The sequence below is a fragment of the Micromonospora sp. NPDC047074 genome (assembly GCF_040643815.1).
In the GTDB taxonomy this organism is placed as follows: Bacteria; Actinomycetota; Actinomycetes; order Mycobacteriales; family Micromonosporaceae; genus Micromonospora.
Genome location: NZ_JBEYVB010000004.1, coordinates 299,347 through 318,861 on the forward strand (window position 1 = coordinate 299,347; position 19,515 = coordinate 318,861).

A 19,515-nucleotide genomic window follows, 5' to 3' on the forward strand; every position below is an offset into this window, starting at 1 on the left:
GCGCCTGCCCGGGCGCGGTGCGGACGAGAGGAGTAACTGCATGAGTACCCGCACGAGCCCCGCGCCGCTCCGGGTGGCGATCGTGGGCACGGGCAACATCGGGACCGACCTGCTGTTGAAGGTCGGGGCGTCCCCCCTGCTGGAGTGCGTCCTGTTCGCCGGACGCCGCGCCGGATCACCCGGCATCCAGCTGGCCGGGCGCCACGGGGTGCCCACCAGCGTGGACGGGATCGACGCGGTCACCGCCCGCGCCGAGCACATCGACCTGGTCTTCGACGCCACCTCCGCCGACGACGCCACCCGCCACTGGTCGGTCGTCGCGCCCACCGGGCTGCCGTTCGTCGACCTCACGCCGGCGCACCTCGGGAAGTTCTGCGTGCCGGCCCTCAACCTCGACGACTGCCTCGACGAGCAGTACCTCAGCATGGTCACCTGCGGGGGACAGGCGGCGGTCCCGATGGCCCACTGCGTGGCGGAGGCCGCGGACGGGCTCGACTACCTGGAGATCGTCTCGGCCAGCGCCTCGGCCACCGTCGGGCCGGCGTCCCGGGCCAACCTGGACGAGTACGTGCACACCACCGAGCAGGCGACCATCGAGTTCTGCGGCGTGCGGCGCACCAAGACCGTGCTGATCATCAACCCCGCCGACCCCGGCATCGTCATGCGCAACTCCATCGCGGTGACGAACGCCGAACGGATCGACATGGACGCCCTGCGCGCCTCCGTCGGCATGATGGAGAAGCTGATCAGGTCGTACGTCCCCGGTTACCGCGTCGTCGTCCCGCCGGTGGCCGTCGGGGACCGCATCACCATCGTCGTGGAGGTGGAGGGCCGGGGCGACTGGTTCCCGCGCTACGCCGGCAATCTCGACATCATCACCTGCGCCGGCCTCGCGGTCGCGGAGGCCCGGGCGGAACGGCGGCAGGCATGAGCGGCGCACCGAAACTCAGCATCTGCGACACGACCCTGCGCGACGGCAACCACGCCGTCGGCCACCAGCTCGGTCGGACGGACATCAGCGCCTACGCGCGGGCGGCCGAGGCGGCCGGCGTGGACGTCGTCGAGGTCGGCCACGGCAACGGCCTCGGCGCCTCGTCCATCCAGGTCGGCATGGCCGCGCTCAGCGACGCCGAGATGCTGCGGGCCGCCAAGGCCGAGCTGCGTACGGCCAAGCTCGGGGTGCTCTCCATCCCCGGGTTCGCCAGCGTCGAGCGTGACCTCAAGCCGGCGCTGGACTGCGGCGTGGACGAGGTCCGGGTCGGCGCGCACTGCACCGAGGCGGACGTCACCCGGCAGCAGGTCACGATGCTGCGGGCCATGGGCGTCGCCGTCAAGGGGATGCTGCTGATGAGCCACATGGCCTCCGCGGCGAAGCTGGTGGAACAGGCACGGCTCATGCAGAGCTACGGCGCCGAGGCCGTCGTGCTGATGGACTCCGCCGGCGCGTACACGCCGGAGAAGGTCCGCGAGAAGGTCGGCGAGCTCGTCGAGAACCTCGACATCGCGGTCGGTTTCCACGCGCACAACAACCTCGGCATGTCGGTCGTCAACAGCATGACGGCGATCGAGGCCGGCGCCACCATCGTCGACGTCACGGCGCGCGGTTTCGGCGCGGGCGCCGGCAACGCGCCGATCGAGCTCGTCGCGGCCAACCTGCACGTCGGGCAGGTGGACACCGGCGTCCAGCTCTTCGGCGCGCTGGACGCGGCCGACGTGGCGCAGGAGCGGTTCGTCAAGCACGTACCCACCAACGACAGCGTCACCATCGCCAGCGGGATCGCCGGGGTGTTCTCCGGGTTCGCCGCGCCGGTGCGGCGCGCGAGCGCCCGCTTCGGCGTCGACCCCCGCAGGATCCTGCTGGAGCTGGGCAACCGGCGGGTGGTGGCCGGCCAGGAGGACACCATCATCGAGGTCGCCATGTCGCTGGCCGCCGAGCAGGGCGCCCCGAGCCACGTCTGAGTGGCCGTCCGGGTTCGCATCAAAGTGACGTAGGAGGAGCTAATGCAACGCCATTCCACGCTCGACGACGCGGCCGACCTGGCCGGGGTCGCCGCGCTGCTGCAGATCGGCGCGGAGATCGGAGTGGACCGACTGCTGGACTCGGGCGGCACGTTCAGCGCCGCGGAGCTGGCCGGGGTCGCCGATCTCCCGCAGGCCGGCGTGAACGACTACCTCGCCGCGCTGGTCGCCGCCGGGCTCGTCGTCGGCACGGAGGTCCCGGGCCGGTTCCGGGCTGCCGACGACTACCCGGACCGGCGGTACGCGGCCGGATACGTGTCCTGGGCCATGAGCGCGAACGGCCCGTTCCTCGCCAACGCCCGGGAGTTCCTGACCGACCGCGACGCGGCCGCCCGGCTCCACCGGCGCGACGGGCGCCGGGTGGCGGTCAGCTCGCGGTGGATCGGCGAGCGGGCGTTCTACCCGCCGATCGTTGACCGGGTCGCCGCGGCCGGTGCCCTGCGCGTGGCTGACCTCGGTGCCGGCGCCGGCGGGCTGCTCATCAGGCTCCTCGGGCAGGACCCGGCGCGTACCGGCGTGGCGCTCGACAGCAGCGGCGCCGCGTGCGCCGCGGCCCGGGAGGCCGCCGCCGCCGCGGGGGTGGACGACCGGCTCCAGGTCGTCGAGCGTACGGTCGAGTCCCTCGCGGACGATCCCGGGCCGGTCGAGGGCGCGAACGCCGTGCTGGCGTGTTTCGTCATGCACGACATCGTGGCGGACGAGGCGGTGGCCAAGGCGGTCCTGGGCGCCTGCCGCGACGCGCTCGCCCCCGGTGGGTTCATGGCCGTCGCCGACGCGATCTCCTACGCCCCCGATCCCGCGGAGCGACGGTTCAGCGCGCTGTTCACCTACCTGCACGCCACCTTCATGAGTGTGGCCCTCCCGCCCGAGCGGCAGTGGCTGGACACGTTCCGGGCCGCGGGCTTCTCCAGGACGGAGTGTGTGCCGCTCGGCGTGCCCGGCGGCCGGCTCTTCGTGGCGGTCAAGTAGTGGTCACGACGCTGCCCCTGCACCGCGAACTCGCGGGGGAGCTGTGGACGGCGGCGCGGACCCTTCGTGCCGTGCCGCCGGTCTCGGTCCGGCATCCGGAGCTCGACCTGGCCGACGCGTACGCCATCCAGAGCGAGCTACGCGAGATGGACCTGGCGGCCGGCGCGGTCCTGGCCGGTCTCAAGATCGGTGCGACGAGCGAGGCGATCCAGTCGATGTTCGGCATCGACCATCCCGACTTCGGCTACCTGACCGACCGGATGGTGCTCGACGACGGTGCCGACCTCGACCTGGGCCGGTTCATCGCGCCGAAGGTCGAGGGCGAGATCGCGTTCCGGTTCGCGGCGGACCTCACCGGCCCGGCCGTGACCGCGCAGGACGTGCTGGCCGCCACCGCGGAGGTCCTGCCGGCGCTGGAGGTGCTCGACAGCCGGATCCAGGACTGGCGGATCGGCCTCGTGGACACCGTCGCCGACAACGCCTCCTCGGCGTTGGCGGTGGTCGGCGCAGGCGTGCCGCCCGACACGACGGACCTGGCCGGCGCGCGGATGCAGCTGCGCTCCCGCCACGTCGCGCAGGAGGGGCGTGGCTCGGCCGTGATGGGGCATCCGGCCGAGTCGGTGGCGTGTCTGGTCCGCATCCTGTCCGGGTTCGGCACCGGGATCAGGGCGGGGCAGCTCGTGCTCTCCGGTTCCTGGGCGGCGGCCGTGGACCTCGTGCCGGGCGACACCGTGCGGGCCTGCTTCGGCCCCCTGGGTTCGGTGTCGCTGACCACCCGCGGCTGACGTGGTCCGGGGCCCCTCGGGGCCCCGACACCAGCGGCGGCACCAGTCGGGGGAGCACGCACCCGACGACCTGTTTCGACGACGAGACGACTACGACCGAGGAGACCCCGGACCGATGACCACGCTGGTGGACGAGACGGTACCGCCACACAAGGCGGCCTACGACTTCTCCCTCTTCGAGGCGATGGAGTCGGAGGTGCGTTACTACTGCCGCAAGTTTCCGGTGGTGTTCGACCGGGCCCGGGGCGCCGAGCTCTACGCCGAGGACGGGCGGATGTTCACCGACTTCTTCTGCGGCGCCGGCACCCTGAACTACGGGCACAACCATCCCTACCTCAAGCGTCGCCTCGCCGAGTACCTCGCCAGGGACGGCGTGACGCACGGCCTGGACATGTACACGGTGGCGAAGCGGACCTTCCTGAGCCGGTTCCGGGAGCAGGTGCTGGCCCCGCGCGGGCTGGACCACAAGGTGCAGTTCTGCGGGCCGACCGGCACCGACGCGGTGGAGGCGGCGCTGAAGGTGGCCCGCCGGGCCACGGGACGGCGCGGCATCGTCTCCTTCACCGGGGCGTACCACGGCATGTCCCGCGGGTCGCTGGCGGTCAGCGGTGGCCGCCGGGCCCGCGCCGCCGGGCAGGTGGGCTCGGCGGACGTGACGTTCGTGCCGTACGAGGACGGCCCGGCGGGACCGTTCGACTCGATCGGCTACCTGGAGCGGATGCTGTCCGACCCGTCGTCGGGGCTGGACGTCCCGGCCGCGGTGATCGTCGAACCGTTGCAGATGGAGGGCGGGGTGTACCCGGCCTCGGCCGACTGGCTGCGCCGGCTGCGCGAGTTGACCACCCGGTACGGCGTCCTGCTCATCTTCGACGAGATCCAGTCCGGCTGCGGGCGGACCGGCACGTTCTTCTGCTTCGAACACGCCGACGTGGTGCCGGACATCATCACCGTCTCCAAGGCGATCGGCGGGTACGGGCTGCCGCTGTCGATGGTGCTGTTCCGGCCGGCGCTCGACGTCTGGTCGCCGGGCGAACACACGGGCACCTTCCGGGGCAACCAGCTCGCCTTCGTCGCCGGTGCCGCCGCCTGCGAACTCTGGGGTCAGGACGGATTCCGGACCAACGCCACGGTCGCCGCCCGGCGCCTGGAGCGCTTCGGCGCCGAACTGCGCGACAGCGATCCGGCCCTCGCCATCCGGGGCCGGGGCATGGTCCTCGGCATCGACCTGCGGGCGGCCGGCGGCGCCGAGCGGGCCGATCGGATCCAGCGGCGCTGCTTCGAGACCGGGCTGATCGTCGAACTCTGCGGACGCGACGACGAAGTGATCAAGGTGATGCCGCCGCTCACCATCGACCTCACCCGGCTGGAGCGGGGCCTCACCGTACTGCACCGGGCCATCCAGGCAGGCTGACCGTCTCCCGCCATCCGCCGACCGTTCCCGGAGGATCCCGATGCACCGCCGTCCCCGCCGCCACCTGCTGTCGATCCAGGACCTCGGCGACACCGACCTGCGGCATCTGGTGGCCCGCAGCGCCGACTACGCCGCCGGTCGGGTCCGCCCCGCCGACCAGTTGCGCGGCCTGGTCACCGCGGTCTACTTCCGTCGCACCTCGACCCGGACCCGTACCGCCTTCTCCAGCGGGGCGCTGCGGCTCGGCTCGCAGCTACTCAGCTACGGGCCCGGGGATCTGCAACTGAACACCGGTGAGACGGTCGAGGACACCACGCGGGTGCTGTCCGGGATGGTCGACCTGTTCGTCGCCCGGACCGCCGACCCGGTCGCCGAGCTGCGCGCCTTCGCCGCGCAGGACCGGATGGGGGTGATCAACGCGATGAGCGCCGAGGAGCACCCCACGCAGGCGCTGGCCGACCTGAGCACCATGACCCAGCGGTTCGGCCGGGTCGACGGGCTGCGGGTGCTCTACGTGGGGGAGGGCAACAACACCGCCGCCGCGCTCGCGCTCGCTCTCAGCCGGTTCACCGACACCCGGCTGGACCTGCGCACGCCGCCCGGGTACGGGCTGGACCCGGGCGTCCTCGCCGCCGCCCAGGTGGCCGCCGAGGGGACCGGCTCGGCGGTGACCGAGGCGCACCACATGACGGACCTGCCGGAGGTCGACGTCGTCTACACCACCCGCTGGCAGACCACCGGCACCACCAAGCCGGACCCGGACTGGCGGCGCCTCTTCGCACCGTTCCAGGTCGACGAGGCGGTCCTGGCGGCGAGCCCGCAGGCGGTGTTCATGCACGACCTGCCGGCGCACCGGGGCGAGGAGGTCACCGCCGGGGTGCTGGACGGCCCCCGCAGCATCGCCTTCGATCAGGCCCGGCACAAGATGTTCAGCGCCCAGGCCGCGCTGGAGTGGTGCGCCGGGTGAGCCCGTCGCCGGACGGCGGGCCATCTTTCCAGGTCAGGACCGGTGCGCCGGCGCAGCCGAAATATGGGTACCGGTTACCCATGTGACCCCTTCCGGAGCACCGGCACGATATCGGCATGGACAGGGCGGGGACGCGGGATGCGGCAGCGGTGAGTGGTGCGGGCAGCGCTTGGTGGGCGCCCGGCCTCACGCTCGCCGAACGGGCACGGGCAGCCGACCACGGCGGGCCCGTCTCCACCGACCCCGTGTCCCTGCAGGCCGTGCAGCGGCTACAGGACTGGCGCACGGCGTACGAGCTGGGTCCGACGGGTCAGTTCGCGATGCGCCTGGCGGCCCTGAAGATCACCGAGCGGCAGTTCCTGGGCCTCCTCGACCAGCCCCCGGCGACGCTGGCGAACGGGCCGGGCGCGCCCGCGTGGGCCGGGTTCACCGAGCGGGCGCTCGGCCTCGCCCCCGACGGAGCCCCTGACCTGCCGGCCGGTACCCCGTGGTCCGAGGCGTTCGCCAGCGTGCTGGCGCCGTTCGTCACGGCCGCCTGCGCCGACCTGGGACAGCGGGTGCGGGCGGCCGGGATGTCCACGGCGGTCGACGTAGCCGCGGTGTCCGCCGGGTTCGCCGACGTGCTCCGCGGCAGGCTGGTCGCGCTGGCGTCGCGGACCTTCGTCCTGGAACTCAACGCCGCGCGCGCCGCGGGCCGGCTGGTGGGTGCCACGCCCGAGCGCCGGTTCGCCGCCTTCGTCGCCGACCTCGTCCAGCGCGAGCGGCTGACCCGGGTGCTGATGGACTACCCCGTGCTGGCGCGGCTGCTGGCGACCGCCTGTCGGCACGCCGTCGATGCGACGGCCGAGCTGCTCGACCGGTTCGTCGCGGACCGGGCGGAGATCCTCCGCCAGCTGTTCGACGGCCGCGACCCGGGGCCGCTGGTTGGCTTCGACACGGCGGGGGACTCCCACGGGCACGGGCGGGCGGTGGCGATGGTGCGCTTCGCCTCCGGCGCCCGGGTGGTCTACCGGCCGCGCCCGGTCGCTGTCCACGTGCACTTCAACGAGGTGCTGGACTGGCTGAACGGGTTGCTGCCCGAGCTGGAGCTGCGCGCGTTGACCGTGCTCGACCGCGAGGGCTACGGCTGGATCGAGGTTGTCGACCGGGCCGCCTGCGCCGACGTCGACCAGGTGGGCGCGTTCTACCGCCGGCAGGGGGTGCTGCTCGCGCTGCTGTACCTGCTGGGCATGACGGACATCCACCACGAGAACGTGATCGCCTGCGCCGACCAACCCGTTCTCGTCGATGTCGAGACGCTGCTGCACCCCGACCTTCCCGTGCCGGCCGCCGCGCCCGACCCCGCCGCCCGGGCGCTGCGGACGTCGGTGTACCGCACCGCCCTGCTGCCCCAGCCGCTCATCGGCGAGCACGGCCTGCTGGACCTCTCCGGCCTGGGTGGCGAGCCCGGCGCACAACAGCTCCGGGAGACCGTCGAGTGGGCCGCGGCCGGCACCGACACCATGCACCTGGTACGGCGTTCCACGCCCGTGCGGCCCGCCGAGAACCGCCCGACGCTGGACGGCGTGCCGGCCGATGCCGCCGAGTACACGGCCGAGCTGCTCGCCGGCTTCCGTGCCGCGTACCGCGTCATCGCCCGGCGGGCCGGCGACCTGACCGGCCCGGACGGCCTGCTCCGGCGGTTCGTCGCCGACGAGGTGCGGGTCATCATCCGGTCGACGCGGACCTACACCGTGCTGCTGAGCGAGTCGACCCATCCCGACGTGCTGCGCGACGCGCTCGACCGGGACCAGATCTTCGACCTGCTCTGGGCGGCCTCGGTGGACGACCCGGTGCGCAACCGGTTGGTGTCCCGCGAGATCGAACAGCTCTGGGACGGTGACGTCCCCCTGTTCACCTGCCGCCCGGACGGCCGCGACCTGACCGATGGTGACGGCGCCGCGTTCGTCGACGTGCTCGACGAGCCGGTGCTGACAGCCGCCCTGCGCAAGATCGGCGGCATGGGGGCGGTCGACCAACGCGACCAGGAGTGGATCGTCCAGGCGGCGCTCGCCGGCCGGCACGGCGGGGCACGCCACGAGTGTGCCGAGCCGGCGTCCGTCCGGTGGGAGGCGACGGCACCGGACCCGGCCCGGCTGCTCACGGTCGCCTGCGGCATCGCGGACAAGATCATCGCGGACGCCTACGACGACGGCGTGTTCGCCAACTGGCTCGGGCTCGAGCCGGTGGACGGCGGGCACAGCACGATCCTGCCGCTGGGCGCGGGGCTGGGCAGCGGATATCCGGGCGCCGCCCTCTTCCTGGCCGAACTGGCCCGGCTCACGGACGTCGACCGCTACGCCGAGGCCGCCGGCCGGGCGGTGCGCCAACTTCCCATGCTGCTCACCGCGCTGGAGGCCCGGCCGCACCTGGCCGACACGGTCGGCAGCGGCGGGTTCACCGGCCTCGGCGGGATCGCCTACGCGACGGCTCGACTCGCCGACCTGCTCCAGGACGACGTGCTCGGCGACTCCGTCGAGAGGGCGGTACGCCTCGCGGCGGTCGCCGCCGCGACGGACACCAACCTGGGCGTGCTCGACGGGCTCGCCGGCTGCCTCGCCGCGATGCTCGCCGTCAGCGAGCTGACCGGCCTGCCGCTCGCGGCCGAGACGGCCAACGACTGCGCCAAGCGGCTGCTGGCGGCCACCCCCGCGCTGCCCGCGCAGCCCGGCTTCGCCACCGGCACGGCCGGGATCGGCTGGGCCCTGCTGCGGTTCGCGCAGTCGGGCGGCGACGAGCGGCACGCCGAGGCCGGCGCCGCGATGCTGGCCCGTGCCGCCGCCGGCCCGGTCCCGGACCCGTCGGCGCACTCGTGGTGCCACGGCATCCCCGGGATCGCGGTCGCCATCGCCGACCAGGGTCGGCTGCTGGCGGACCCCGCGCTGGCCGCCTTCGTGGACCGCGCGGCGACCGCCGTGTCGAGGTCCGGGCTGGTCAGCGACCACAGCCTCTGCCACGGGGAACTGGGCAGGCAGGAAATGCTGTCGATCGCCGCCGCGCGGGGTCGCCAGGCCGCGGTCAGCGTTCGCTTCGACCAGGCCGGGCAGCTGGTGGCGGCGCTGGACCAGGCCGGCCCGAGGTGCGGTGCCGCCGGCGGCGTGAGCGTCCCCGGCCTGCTGGACGGCCTGGCCGGGATCGGCCACGGACTGCTCCGTATCGGCTTCGCCGACCATGTGCCCTCGGCACTGCTGCTGCATGCCGAGCCGACGACATCCGTACGCGGTGTCGAGAACTGAAGGAGAAGATATGCGGGACGACTTGACTGCTCCTCATCCGGTGGGGTCGGTCGAGGAACACGAGTCAGCCGACACCCACCCGGCGGGCGAGATCAAGCTCAGCTTCCTGGGGCACATCGGACGGCGGTCGGGCATCCTGACCGGCCTGATGATGGCCGCGCCCGCCATCGCGGCCCTTATCGACACCGGTGGTGGTACCGGCGGTCACTCGTCGGCGTGACCCCGGCCCGGGAGCGGCACCATCCTGTGTCGCTTCATCGACAGTGCGTGCGTTCGACGGCACAATGCGGGTGCCGCTCGCGTTAGCCTGCGGGGCATGCGTTTCTCCTCGCCGGTGGTGATCGGACGTGACTCCGAAATCCGCGTCGTCGACGCTCGACTGACGGCGACACGGGCCTCATCCGGCGGCACGGTCTTCCTGATCGGCGAGGCGGGAATCGGCAAGACCCGGCTCGCGGAAAACTGTGCGCGCACGGCGGCGGAGGCCGGGATGGAGCTGCTACGGGGCCGTAGCAGCTCCACCGGCCCCATCGTGCCGTTCCGCCCGCTGACCGAGGCGATCTTCTCGCTCTCGCGTACGGGCCGGCTGCCGGAGAACAGGGAGCTGGCGCCCTACCGGCCGGCCCTCGCCCGGCTCATTCCCGAGTGGCGGGACCCGGCGGTGCCGGAACGGGTGGCCTCGATCGTCGAACTGGCCGAGGCCGTACTGCGGCTCGTCACCGCCGTGGCCGGCAACCGGGGCTGCGTCCTCATCCTCGAGGACATCCACGACGCCGACGCCGAGACCCACGCGGTCGTGGAATATCTGGTCGACAACCTCGCCGACCTGCCCATCCTGCTGGTGGCCACGATGCGGCCCGGCAGCGGTCCCGCGACCGACCTGGCCTGGGCCGCGGCCGCGCGCCGGTCCGCGACCGTCGTCGAACTCCGCCCCCTGTCCGACCAGGAGGTGCACGAACTCGCCTCCGCCTGCCTCGGCGCCGAGGCACTGCCCGCCGAACTGGCCGACCGACTGGTGCGCGACAGCGAGGGCAACCCGTTCGTCGCCGAGGAACTCCTCAACAGCATGATCGGCGCGCGCGCACTGGTCCGCGACAGCGACGGCTGGCGGTTCACCGACGACCCGGGCATCGCGTTGCCGAACACCGTCACGCTCAGCGTGACCCGCCGGTTGGCCGGCCTCGATCCGGAGGCGCGAACCCTGCTGCACACCGCCGCGGTGCTGGGCCGTCGGTTCCCCGTGGCCGCGGTCCGCGCCGCGAGTGGTCTCGAAGAGCGGACCATGCTGAGCCACCTGCGCTCCGGGGTGGACGTCGAGGTCATCATGCCCGACCGGTCCACACCCGACTGGTACTCCTTCCGCCACGCGTTGACCGCGGACGCGATCCTGACCACGCTCACCCCGGCCGAACGGTCCGCGCTGGCGAAACGCGCCGCCGACGCGCTGGAGTCGGCGTACGCCGGGCTGCCCGGACACTGGTGCCAGCTCGCGGCCGAGCTCAGGCAGACCGCCGGCGACAACCACGCCGCGGGCCTGTTGTTCGCGGAGGCGGGCCGGCGGGCACTCGGCGACGGCGCGACCACGTCGGCCGTCACCCTGCTCGACCGCGCGTACCAGCTGATGTCCGACCCACCCGACCACGACGCCCGCGCCGGCATTCTCGAGTCGCTGCTCAACGCCCTGGCCGAGGCCGGCCACGCGAACCGGGCGTTCGCCCTGGCCGACGACGCGACCTGGGCGAACGCCGTGACCCTCGGCGTCGAGCAGCACATCAGCCTGCGGACCAGGCTCGCCTGGGTCGCGGTCATGACCGGGCGGTGGTCCGACGGGGCGTCGCAGGTACGCATCGCCCGGTCGATCCTCGGCAGCAACCCACCGCCGGGGCCGGCGGCCCAGGTGGACGTGGTCGAGGCACACCTGATCTTCGGCGATGGCGACGGCTGCGGCCGGACCGCGCAGGCCGAGCGGCTCGTGCTCCAGGCCCTGGCGGTGGCCGAACAGGTGCCGATGGCGGAGACGGCCTGCCAGGCACTGCAACTCCTGGCGATGATCGCCCGGGGCCGGAGCTTCGACGAGGCGGAGTCCTACCTGACCAGGATGCTGACGATGGCGGAGGAACACCGCCTGCCCCTGTGGCGCATCAACGCGCTGTTCCGGCTCGGGGTCAACCAGAGCATGCGGACCGGTGAGCAGACGCTGCTGCGCCAGGCGGAGCAGGCCGCGCAGTTGTCCGGCGCCATCATGATCGGGCACAGCATCGAGGGCGTGTACGCGATCCGTGCCGTGATGCAGGGCGACTACCAGACTGGTGACGAGCTCGCCGCCCGGTGCGCCGCCGCGACCGCCCGGCTACGCAACATCGACGACCAGCAGTTCGTCCTCGTCACGGCCGCCGCCTCCGCCGCCCACCGGGGGCAGCGGCGACTGATGGAGCGCAGGCTGGAGGAGTTCCGGGCGGCCGGTGGGGGAGAGTCCGGGCACGTCCCCCTCGCCTACGGCTTCTGCGAAGCCGTCTGCGCGCTCATCGAGGAGGACCGGCCGGCGGCGATCCGGGCCCTCGACCTGGCCCGGGCGTGGGAGGACGACCACCCGAACACCTACTACATGACGGGTCGCTTCGGCCTGCGGCCGCTCCTCGACGCGCTGGCCGGGTCCCTGGACCGCACAGGCGTGGAGGCGGTGGCGCTGGCTCCGGCGGCGACCCTGCGCTGGAACCGGCAGTTCGTGCACCTGGCGAAGGCGGTGGTGTACGGGCGCGCGGGGCAGGGCGAACGGGCCGCCGCGGAGGTCGCGTTGGCGCTGGACGCCGCGGCGCCGTACCGCATGACCTACCACCTGGGGTTGCGGCTGGTCGCCGAGGCCGCGCTCGCCGACGGGTGGGGCGAGCCCGTCTCCTGGCTGCGGGCGGCGGAGGACTACTTCCACAACGGCGACACGCCGGCCATCGCCGGCGCGTGCCGGGGCCTGCTCCGTCAGGCCGGCGCGTCGATCGGGCAGCGACGCTCCGGTCACGACCGGATCCCGGCCCGGCTGCGCGCCGTCGGGGTGACCGTTCGCGAACACGAGGTGCTCGTGTTGCTCGGGAAGGGTCACGACAACCAGGACCTGGCCGCGCTTCTGCACCTCTCGCCGCGTACGGTCGAGAAGCACGTCGCCAGCCTGCTGCTCAAGACCGGGCACGCGAACCGGAGGGCGCTGCGCGACAGCGTGGACGAGCTGCTGCGGCCCGACAGCCGGGCCGGAAGCCTCCGGTGAACGACGGACGGGGCGCGTGATCCCGGCGGGTGCCGGAACCGCGCGACTGTCGCCAACGTCCTACGGGCCGGCGGGTGGGGCGGTGCTGCCGCGGACGGTGAGTGTCGTAGCCAGCTCCATGCCGGCCTGGGTCGTCCGCTCTCCGCGGCCCAGGGCGAGCGCGAGTTCGGTGGCCGCCACCGCCATCTCGGCGATCGGCTGGCGCACGGTGGTCAGCGGCGGGTCGATCAGGGCGGCGATGGGCAGGTCGTCGAAGCCGACGACGCTGAGGTCCGACGGGATGCGCAGGCCGAGGTCGCGGGCGCCGCGGTAGACGCCGACAGCCTGCAGGTCGTTGCCGGCGACGACGGCCGTCGGCCGTGGTTCTCGGCTCAGCAGCGCCAGGGCGGCCTCGTGGCCGGCCTCGGTGGTCAGCGGCGCGTTGCTGATCAGTCCCGGGTCGACGGTGAGGCCGGCGGCGTCCATGGCGGCACGGTGGCCGTCGAGCCGGGCGCGGCTGCACAGGACGTGCTCGGGCCCGGCGATGACGGCGATGCGGCGGTGGCCGAGCCGGACGAGGTGGCGGGTGGCCGATCGGCCACCGGCCCAGTTGGTGGCGCCGACGAAGGGGACGTCGTCGGGCAGTTCGGTGGTGGGGTCGAGCACGACGAAGGGGATGCCCCTGGCACGTAGCTGGCCGCGCTGCTCGTCGGTCAACTGCGCCACCGTGATGACGCAGTCGGGACGGCGGGCGAGGGTGTCGTCGATCCAGTAGTGGATGGCGCTGCGTTCCGGCCCGAACTCGGTCAGCACGACGCCGACGCGCTGTTCACGCGCGACCCGCTCGACCCCGCGAATGATCTCGATGCCCCACATGTGCTGCAACTCGTCGAAGACGAGCTCCATCATGTTGCTGCGGGTGACCGGCGACGACCGGCGGTATCCGTACCGGCTGATCAGGGCCTCGACCCGCGCCCGGGTGTCGGCGGACACGCCGGACCGGCCGTTGATGACCTTGGACACCGTCGGGACGGACACGCCGGCGCTCCGGGCGATGTAGGAGATCGTCACGGGCCGGGACGGATCGTCCGGCCGGTGGTCCTGGCCGGCGACCACCTCCCCTGACTCGGCGTGCGACACACCAGGTCCCCTCTCCTCACCGGCCGGTCCGGGTCACGGCGCAAGGATAGTCTCGGCGGCGTCGAGCGGTTCGTAGTCGAACCAGTCGACGTGGACGGTGCCGGAGGCGGCGTACACGCCGATCACCCGGCCGGTGAATCCGCCGGCCACCTCGGTGGACAGGTAACGGCCGTCGAGTTCGGCGAGCGGGTCGAAGGTGCCGTCGGTGTGCTGGATGCCGAGCCGCAGCACGTCGGGCTCCTCGCACGGGTGCCAACTGCCGGGCGTGGAGGCGACCACGTCGACGCGGAGCTGCACCGGGCCCGGTGCCACCGGGCGGGTGGCGACGGTCGGGCGCACCGAGCCCAGCCGGGCCACGACCCGCACCTGGCCGTCGCCGACCTCGATGTCGTAGTGGTGCCGCTCGTCCAGGCGTACGGCGAGCCCGCCCACGCCCTCGGCCGGGTCGACCAGCGCCCGGACCCGGCAGGACAGGTGCTGCTGGCGACGGCCGACGAAGGTCACGTCCGGCTCGTCGAGCGAGGCTCCGCGGGCGTGGAGGGTGAGCCAGCCCGGGCGGGTCGCCGTCGACCAGCACTCGGCGGGCCGGGACCGGACCGACACCCAGCGCGGATGCAGCCGGGCGTCGTCGAAGTCGTCGCGGACGGGCGGCGCGGGCACCGGCCGGGGCGGCCACGGTGGCGCGGGCATGACCGGGCTGACGTCGCCGACCACCGGCCATCCGTCGACCCAGGTGACCGGCGCGAGGTACGTCTCCCGGCCCAGGACGTGCCATCCCGGGGTGCCGCCGCCCGGCCGTACGCCCAGCAGTGCCATCCACCAGGAGCCGTCGGGCGCCTGGACGAGGTCGGCGTGGCCGGTGTTCTGGATCGGCCGGTGGGTGCCGCGGTGGGTGAGGATCGGGTTGGCCGGGCACGGCTCGAACGGCCCGTCGGGCGCGGGACCACGGGCGATGGACACGGCGTGTCCCCGCTCGGTGCCGCCCTCGGCGATCAGCAGGTACCAGAGGCCGTCGACCCGGTACAGGTGCGGGGCCTCCGGGGCCTGCGCGCCGGGGGCGCCGGACCACGTCCGGCGCGACGGGCCGAGCGTCCTGCCGCTGTGCGGGTCGATGCGCACCTGGTGGATGCCGGCCGTGGTGCACCAGCAGTCGCCGTTCTCGTCCCAGGCCAGGTCCGGGTCGATGCCGGGGACGTCGGGCAGCCGCACCGGCTCCGACCACGGGCCGGCGGCGTCCGTGGCGGTGAACACCATGGTGCCGGCGTCGGGCGCGACGTTGGTGACGATGAGCCAGAACCGGCCGTCGTGGTGGCGCAGCGTGGGTGCGTAGACGCCGCCGGACGAGGGCATCTGCGGTGGCAGGGAGAGCTGGCTCGGCCGGTCCAGCGCGTTGCCGATCTGCTCCCAGTGCACCAGGTCGCGGCTGCGGAAGATCGGCACGCCCGGGAAGTACTCGAAGCTGGAGCAGGCGAGGAAGTAGTCCTCGCCGACGCGGCAGATGCTCGGGTCCGGGTGCATGCCGGGGATCACCGGGTTGCGGAACGTGCCGTCGGCCCAGCGCGGCGGGCCGGCCGCACGCTCGTGGGTGGCCGTCTCCTGCTGCGCGATGCTCATACGGCTCCCCACGGGCTGAGAGAAATTTTCTCTATCGACAGCGATAGTTGCCCGGAAAGGCTAGAAAAGCGGGCCCGTGAAGTCAACGTCGCGGGCGACCGTGCGCGCGGCATTGACGTACGTCAAGGAAAAAGCGTACCGTCCAGCGCGAAACTTTCGCTGCCTCGGGCGGCGGAAGGCGGGAGCAGCGCAGCGCACGCGGAGGAAGGGCACCTCCGCGTCAGATCCGTCCTGCGTGCGGCCGGTACGGCCGGCCGGCGCGCAGATCATTCCTCCTTCGAGCGCTGGAGAATCCATGCCCTCATCCCCATGCGCGTCGCCACGGCGACCGGCGGCCGTCCCCACCACCACGACCTCAGGGACCGGCTCATGAGACTGCGAAGAACACGCCTGCGCGCCGGGGTCGTCGCCCTGGGCGTCGCCGCGCTGCTGACCACCGGCATGATCGTGGCCACCACCGCCCAGGCCGCGGCCGGCTGCACGGTCGCCTACGCGACGACGGCACAGTGGCCCGGCGGCTTCACCGCCGACGTCCGGGTGACAAATCTCGGTGACCCGGTCAACGGCTGGCGCCTGGCCTGGGCGTTCCCGTCCGGGCAGCAGGTGACCCAGGCCTGGAACGCGACCGTGACCGCCTCCGGCAGCCAGGTCACCGCGACCAACGCGAGCTACAACGCGGCGATCGGCACGAACGCCACGGTGTCCTTCGGCTTCAACGGCTCCTGGTCCGGCAGCAACACGGCGCCGTCCGCGTTCACGCTCAACGGGGTCGCCTGCACCGGCACGACGGGCCCGTCGACGAGCCCGACCGTCTCACCGTCCACCTCGCCCCGGCCGGCCGACCCGATGGCCACCGTGGCCGCGATGGAGCCCGGCTGGAACCTGGGCAACACCCTCGACGCCATCCCCGACGAGACGTCCTGGGGAAACCCGCTCACCACCCAGGCGCTGCTGCGCCACGTGCGCTCCCAGGGCTACAAGAGCATCCGGCTCCCGATCACCTGGAGCAACCACCACGGCCCCGCCCCGGACTACACCATCGACGCGGCCTGGCTGGCCCGGGTGCGGCAGATCGTCGACTGGTCGCTCGCCGAGGACCTCTACGTGATGGTCAACCTGCACCACGACTCGTGGCAGTGGATCAACACGTACCCGTCCGACCGCACGACCGTCATGGCCCGGTACACCGCGCTGTGGAGCCAGCTCGCCGACGAGTTCCGCGACGACTCGCAGAGGCTCGTCTTCGAGAGCATCAACGAGCCGCAGTTCGCCGGCACCACCGGCGACGAACAGAACTACCAGGTGCTCGCCGAGCTCAACGCCGCCTTCGTCGACCTGGTCCGCGACAGCGGCGGCGGCAACGCGACCCGGCTGCTGGTGCTGCCGACCCTGCACACCAACGCCGACCAGGGGCGGCTCGACGCGCTGACCGCCGAGTTCGACGCGCTCGACGACCCCAACCTGGCCGCCACCGTGCACTTCTACGGCTACTGGCCGTTCAGCGTCAACATCGCCGGCGGCACCCGCTACGACGCCACGGTGGAGCAGGACCTGATCGGCACCTTCGACCGTGTCCACGACACCTTCGTCGCCCGCGGCATCCCCGTCATCATCGGCGAGTGGGCCCTGCTGAACTGGGACCACAACCGGCCGGGCGTCATCGAGCGTGGCGAGTTCCTCAAGTTCCTGGAGGCCGTCGGTTACCACGCCCGCGTCCGGAAGCTGACCACGATGCTGTGGGACGCGGGACAGTTCCTGAACCGCACCACGCTGCAGTGGCGTGACCAGGGCGTCTACGAGATGTTCAAGGCCAGCTGGACGACCCGCTCCGGCACCGCCTCCTCGGACCAGGTGTACGTGCCGCGCAGCGGTGCGATCCCGGCGAAGTCGCTGACGCTGAACCTCAACGGCCTGACCTTCCAGGGGCTGTGGCAGGGGAGCACGGCGCTGGCGAACGGTGCCGACTACACCGTCTCCGGCAACACGCTCACGCTCACCCCGGCCGCGCTCACCCGACTGGCCGGCAACCGGGCGTACGGCGTGAACGCCAGCATCGAGGCACGCTTCTCGGCGGGCGTGCCATGGCGGATCGACGTCATCACCTCCGACCCGCCGACCCAGGCCGCCGCGACGGGGACGACGCAGTCGTTCGCCGTCCCGACCCAGTTCCGCGGTGACCAACTGGCCACCATGGAGGCGAAGTACGCCGACGGCAGTCCCGCCGGGCCGGCGGACTGGACCCCGTACAAGGAGTTCTGGCAGCACTTCCAGCCCGACTACGCCGCTTCGACGATCCTGCTCAAGCCCGAGTTCTTCGCCGAGGTCGACGACGGCACCGTCACCCTCACGTTCCACTTCTGGAGCGGCGCGCGGACCACGTACCGCATCACCAGGACCGGCGGTACGGTGACCGGCAGCACCACCTGACGTCCGGCGGCGCCGCGGCCGGGCACGCCGCGGCGCCGCCGCTCATCCGCCGGGATAGCGGCAGGCGGCGCGGGCCGCGGTGGCCCGTTCGGTCGGCGCCAACCCGGGCGACGGCAGCCCGACGAAGCCGGTGCGGCCGACCCGGACAACTGGCAGCGGTAGTCACGGAAGGCATGGTCCGGGGCGGGTGACGACGACTGTCGTCACCCGCCCCGCCTGCGTCGGCCGAGGTCTGGTGCCGGCCGCTGGCGCGTACGGTGATCGCCGAGGTCGCCCGGAGGTGGGTGGCGCCCGGCCGGCGGGGCGCGCCCGGCGGCGCTGGTCGGCCTGACCCGCCGGGAGTCGGCCGGCCCGTGCCGTGTTCTGGCGGCCTCGCCCGAAGACGCCCTGGCCGCCGGAATTGCAATTCCCATTCGTGGACAAAAGCAGGCCCCTCAAGTCGAGAGCGCGGAATTGCGGTGGTGGAATTCGCATGGTCAAGACCGGGGTTCGCTGGACCTGTCGTGCTGTCGATATTTCTCGCTCCCCGGCGAGTCAATGTCAAATACCTGCCATTCCATTACGTTGCGATCAAAGTAAATCGATCGATAGGTTTCGGTGGCCCGAATGGAGGCACCCACGACAAGGGGGAAACTCTTGAGATCAGCTCTACGTTGGCCCGCCGCGGCCAGCCTGGCGCTCGCGCTGGTCGTCACCGCTCCTGCGGTCGCCCAGGCGAAGCCGACGACAAGCGAGAAGAACGGCAACACCACCACCGTCGCCCGCACCAGTGACGGTCGTGCGATCACCAACGAGAAGATCGCGCGAGAGGTCGAGGCGTACTGGACGCCGGAACGGATGGCGAACGCCGTCGACCTCGACCTCGCGAAGCCCGCAGGCGCCGCCGAGGCGTCGAGCCGGGCGGCGAAGCCGAACGGGCCGGCGGGCTCGGTCGCGCCGGTGCTGCCGAGCGTCGCCAGCGACGGCGACGTCGGCACCCTGCTCAACGAGTCGGCAGTCGTCGGTAAGGTCTACTTCACCACCCCCGGGGGCGGCGGCGCCTCGTGCTCCGCGAGCGCGGTCGCCAGCGGCAAGGCGCGACTGGTCATGACCGCCGGGCACTGCGTGCACCAGGGCGCCGGCGGCCAGTGGTACAGCAACTGGCAGTTCGTGCCGCGCTACCGCGACGGGGCGCGCCCGTTCGGCACGTTCGTGGCCTATTCGCTCACGGCCCGCACCGCGTGGATCAACAGCAGCAGCTTCGACGAGGACATGGCCATCGCCATCATGCACAACGGCGGTAACTGGGGCCTGAAGGTCGTCGAGACGGTCGGCGGCCACGGAATGCGCTGGAACTGGGGCTACAACGTGCCCCTGATCACCGCCCTCGGCTACCCGTCCAACCTCGGCGGCGGCGAGAGCCAGTACTACTGCCAGAGCGGCACCTGGCACGCCGGCGGCCAGCAGATCCGGATGTACTGCAACATGACCTACGGGTCCAGCGGCGGACCCTGGCTGCAGGATTACAACGACCAGAATGGCCTCGGATTCATCAACAGTGTCGTGAGCCACGGCGACAACCCGGGCAACGGCGAATTCGACGGCCCGTACTTCGACGATGACATCAAGAGCCTCTACGACTTCGCGGAGGGTCTCTCCCCGGCGTAAACGACAGAGGACCGACAAGCAGAGCC

13 protein-coding genes are annotated in these 19,515 nt (G+C 72.6%); 11 read left to right on the forward strand and 2 right to left on the reverse strand.

The window, feature by feature from the left end:
* Nucleotides 1-40 precede the first annotated feature (40 nt).
* The 9 genes from ABZ809_RS09845 (at nucleotide 41) to ABZ809_RS09885 (ending at nucleotide 12,682) form a co-directional block, all read left to right on the forward strand.
* Nucleotides 41-931 carry an acetaldehyde dehydrogenase (acetylating) gene (locus ABZ809_RS09845; protein ID WP_357562069.1) on the forward strand — a complete coding sequence of 297 codons (891 nt, stop codon included), beginning with the start codon at nucleotides 41-43 and terminating at the stop codon, nucleotides 929-931.
* A complete protein-coding gene (gene dmpG / locus ABZ809_RS09850) occupies nucleotides 928-1,959 on the forward strand; it encodes a 4-hydroxy-2-oxovalerate aldolase (RefSeq protein ID WP_357562070.1) in 1,032 nt (343 codons plus the stop codon). Before ABZ809_RS09845 ends, dmpG begins: the two co-directional genes overlap by 4 nt.
* A gap of 42 nt (nucleotides 1,960-2,001) precedes the next feature.
* Nucleotides 2,002-2,988: a class I SAM-dependent methyltransferase gene (locus ABZ809_RS09855; RefSeq protein ID WP_357562071.1), complete on the forward strand. Its 987-nt coding sequence runs from the start codon at nucleotides 2,002-2,004 to the stop codon at nucleotides 2,986-2,988.
* The gene (locus ABZ809_RS09860; RefSeq protein ID WP_357562072.1) at nucleotides 2,988-3,773 is read left to right on the forward strand and encodes a hypothetical protein; all 786 of its coding nucleotides are present in this window, start codon (nucleotides 2,988-2,990) and stop codon (nucleotides 3,771-3,773) included. Before ABZ809_RS09855 ends, ABZ809_RS09860 begins: the two co-directional genes overlap by 1 nt.
* A 115-nt stretch (nucleotides 3,774-3,888) precedes the next feature.
* On the forward strand, nucleotides 3,889-5,184 hold the full coding sequence (gene ectB, locus ABZ809_RS09865; RefSeq protein ID WP_357562073.1) for a diaminobutyrate--2-oxoglutarate transaminase: 1,296 nt from the start codon (nucleotides 3,889-3,891) through the stop codon (nucleotides 5,182-5,184).
* 40 nt (nucleotides 5,185-5,224) lie between these two features.
* A complete protein-coding gene (locus ABZ809_RS09870; protein ID WP_357562074.1) occupies nucleotides 5,225-6,151 on the forward strand; it encodes an ornithine carbamoyltransferase in 927 nt (308 codons plus the stop codon).
* 116 nt (nucleotides 6,152-6,267) lie between these two features.
* Entirely contained in the window at nucleotides 6,268-9,426 is a 3,159-nt protein-coding gene (locus ABZ809_RS09875; protein ID WP_357562075.1) for a type 2 lanthipeptide synthetase LanM family protein, read from the forward strand.
* 10 nt (nucleotides 9,427-9,436) lie between these two features.
* Nucleotides 9,437-9,646, forward strand: a complete 210-nt coding sequence (locus ABZ809_RS09880; protein ID WP_357562076.1) for a hypothetical protein — start codon at nucleotides 9,437-9,439, stop codon at nucleotides 9,644-9,646.
* 96 nt (nucleotides 9,647-9,742) lie between these two features.
* Nucleotides 9,743-12,682 (forward strand): AAA family ATPase, encoded by a 2,940-nt coding sequence (locus ABZ809_RS09885; protein ID WP_357562077.1) that lies wholly within the window; start codon nucleotides 9,743-9,745, stop codon nucleotides 12,680-12,682.
* Nucleotides 12,683-12,742: 60 nt separating this feature from the next.
* Here ABZ809_RS09885 and ABZ809_RS09890 read toward each other — a convergent pair whose 3' ends face one another.
* Together ABZ809_RS09890 and ABZ809_RS09895 are read right to left on the reverse strand one after the other, a co-directional pair.
* Complete coding sequence (locus tag ABZ809_RS09890) at nucleotides 12,743-13,801, reverse strand: LacI family DNA-binding transcriptional regulator (protein WP_357562078.1); 1,059 nt, start codon at nucleotides 13,799-13,801, stop codon at nucleotides 12,743-12,745.
* Nucleotides 13,802-13,834: 33 nt separating this feature from the next.
* Complete coding sequence (locus ABZ809_RS09895; protein WP_357562079.1) at nucleotides 13,835-15,415, reverse strand: glycoside hydrolase family 43 protein; 1,581 nt, start codon at nucleotides 15,413-15,415, stop codon at nucleotides 13,835-13,837.
* A 369-nt stretch (nucleotides 15,416-15,784) separates the two neighbouring features.
* On the opposite strand from ABZ809_RS09895, the gene ABZ809_RS09900 reads away from it, so the two are divergent.
* Nucleotides 15,785-17,842, forward strand: coding sequence for a cellulase family glycosylhydrolase (locus ABZ809_RS09900; RefSeq protein WP_357562080.1), 2,058 nt, complete (start codon nucleotides 15,785-15,787; stop codon nucleotides 17,840-17,842).
* Between the two features lie 597 nt (nucleotides 17,843-18,439).
* Nucleotides 18,440-19,489, forward strand: coding sequence for a hypothetical protein (locus ABZ809_RS09905; protein ID WP_357562081.1), 1,050 nt, complete (start codon nucleotides 18,440-18,442; stop codon nucleotides 19,487-19,489).
* Nucleotides 19,490-19,515: the final 26 nt, after the last annotated feature.

What these genes read in the sequence shown, in the direction of transcription:
- ABZ809_RS09900 (WP_357562080.1), top strand. Translation starts at nt 15,785, where the DNA reads ATGAGACTGCGAAGAACACGCCTGCGCGCCGGGGTCGTCGCCCTGGGC.
- ABZ809_RS09845 (WP_357562069.1), top strand. Translation starts at nt 41, where the DNA reads ATGAGTACCCGCACGAGCCCCGCGCCGCTCCGGGTGGCGATCGTGGGC.
- ABZ809_RS09855 (WP_357562071.1), top strand. Translation starts at nt 2,002, where the DNA reads ATGCAACGCCATTCCACGCTCGACGACGCGGCCGACCTGGCCGGGGTC.
- ABZ809_RS09870 (WP_357562074.1), top strand. Translation starts at nt 5,225, where the DNA reads ATGCACCGCCGTCCCCGCCGCCACCTGCTGTCGATCCAGGACCTCGGC.
- ectB (WP_357562073.1), top strand. Translation starts at nt 3,889, where the DNA reads ATGACCACGCTGGTGGACGAGACGGTACCGCCACACAAGGCGGCCTAC.
- ABZ809_RS09885 (WP_357562077.1), top strand. Translation starts at nt 9,743, where the DNA reads ATGCGTTTCTCCTCGCCGGTGGTGATCGGACGTGACTCCGAAATCCGC.
- ABZ809_RS09880 (WP_357562076.1), top strand. Translation starts at nt 9,437, where the DNA reads ATGCGGGACGACTTGACTGCTCCTCATCCGGTGGGGTCGGTCGAGGAA.
- ABZ809_RS09895 (WP_357562079.1), bottom strand. Translation starts at nt 15,415, where the DNA reads ATGAGCATCGCGCAGCAGGAGACGGCCACCCACGAGCGTGCGGCCGGC.
- ABZ809_RS09875 (WP_357562075.1), top strand. Translation starts at nt 6,268, where the DNA reads ATGGACAGGGCGGGGACGCGGGATGCGGCAGCGGTGAGTGGTGCGGGC.
- dmpG (WP_357562070.1), top strand. Translation starts at nt 928, where the DNA reads ATGAGCGGCGCACCGAAACTCAGCATCTGCGACACGACCCTGCGCGAC.